Here is a 1909-nt window from a genome sequence, read left to right on the forward strand (position 1 = left end):
TGACCCCGGAAAAGGCGACCACCAGCAGTACCGGGAGAAAATAGATGCCGATGACCTGGTGCAGATCAAAGTGTAATCGGTAGGTGCCGCCGCTCCGTTTAATGGTCAGGTTGCGACGCCACTTTCCCTTGCGCTTGCCGGTGGGCCACCACAGGTAAACGCCGGTCAGACAGAAACCGAGCAAGCACAGGCCAAGCACGCCAACCACAATCTCGCCAATTTCGCCGGACAACAGGGTGTAATGCAGGCTGTAGATCCAGGTCATCAGGTAGTCGCCCCAGGTGCGAATCGCAAGCACCTCGCCGGTATAGGGGGAGACGCTGACCTGAATCGGGCCGGGTTCGCCCGGTGGAGCAAAAAAGCGCAGGGTGTGGGGGCTGCCGGGGGCCTGTGCCGGCTCGATACGCAATGCTTTGCGGCCCAGCTCGGCTTCGGCGTTGGCGACGATGTCGTTAAGGGGAAGCGTGCTTTTCCCCTGAGTCATCAGTTGCGGATTGAGCGACTCGTCCAGCCCCTCATGGAAGACCAGTAAACTGCCGCTGAGGCCGATAACCACCAGCAACAGCCCGGTGATCAGGCCGGTGTATTTGTGCAAAGTGAAAAGCAGGTTGCGCATAAAGTATCAGGCTCGGAAATAAAACGGGCAGCCATTGGCTGCCCGTTAGCTAGCTGGGCGACTTATTAGAAGTCCAGATTGTAGCCCAGAGTGACGGTACGACCACGGCCCTTGAAGTTCTGGTCATCACGGGTGGTGGCTGTTTGCGAGAAGTAGCTGAAGTAATCCTCGTTAAGCAGGTTTTCGATGCCGGCAGTGACTTGGCCTTTGGGCAGCGCGTATCCCAGAGACAGGTCAACCAGTTGGTAGGAGCTGAAGTCGTTCGTGTCGCCTTCGAAATCCTTGTTGAAGTAGTGAGTCCCCTGAAGCTGGGTATGCAGCTTGCTGGTCCATTTGGCATGCCAGCGCAGCTGAATGCTGTCAGGGGCGATATTGCGGCCATCCAGCCGAGTGTCTACGGTGCCGTCATCATCACTGTCGAACTTGCCGCTGATGTGGGCATAAGTGGCGTTCAGATAGTGCACCGGATTGATTTGCCATCCTGCGTCGGCCTCGATGCCCTGGATTTCGGTTCGCTCACGGCTGACTTCGAAGATGCCGCCGTTATTTTGCAGTCGTTGGCCCAGGTCGGAATCGGAGCTGAAATGGCTGAGCTCAAAGTGGGCGCCGCCGTTATGCAGGCGGATACCGATTTCGGTGTTGTCGGTCACAATGGGTTGCAGATCGAGGAAGTCTTCCACGCTCTGGTTGGCCTGGTTGATGCCGCGCAGAACACGGCCCACATCGGGCATGCCGAACCCTTCAGAGTAGTTGGCAAACAACTGCGCGTTCTCGGTGGCCTGGAAGACCAGGCCGTAATTGAGCAGGGTTTCGTCAAAATCCGGGCTACCGCCTTCGACTTGCTGGCTGCCGTAGGAGGCCAGGGTGGTGAAATCGTCCACGTTCAGTTTCGCGTATTCATAGCGCACTCCGGCATTCAGGGTCAGTTGTTGCATGGGGCTGACTTCTGCCTGCAGGAAGGGCGCAATGTTGCGGAACTGGGTTTCCGGTACCCATTCGCGATTGGTCTGTGCCAGGATCTGGGTGGTTTCGTCCTGCAGCAGGTCCAGACCGGTGGTCAGCTTCAGACGGTTATTAAACATGCCGTCACGGGACAGGGTCAGTTTGCCGCCAATCTTGTCGGATTCGTTCTGGGACTGGTCGTAGACATTGGTCCCATAGGCCGGGTCCTGGAAGGTAGCGAAGACCCCCCCGCCGTAACGGGCCTTGAAGCTCTGGCTGTAAAGCTGGGTAATAAAGTGATTCCCGGCAAGATTGCTGTGGGTGTAGTTCAGCCCGACGGTCAGTACTTCA

Annotated in this window: 2 protein-coding genes; both read right to left on the bottom strand. The window is 57.4% G+C overall.

Annotated features, from left to right (window positions below):
* Positions 1 to 616 (bottom strand): PepSY domain-containing protein (locus tag A3754_RS20720; protein ID WP_197468750.1); only part of this gene is annotated, 616 nt, incomplete at its 3' end.
* Positions 617 to 681: 65 nt separating this feature from the next.
* The coding region (locus A3754_RS20725) for a TonB-dependent receptor (RefSeq protein WP_156497123.1) at positions 682 to 1909 on the bottom strand (1228 nt) is incomplete at its 5' end.

The sequence above is a fragment of the Alcanivorax sp. HI0083 genome (genome assembly GCF_001635175.1).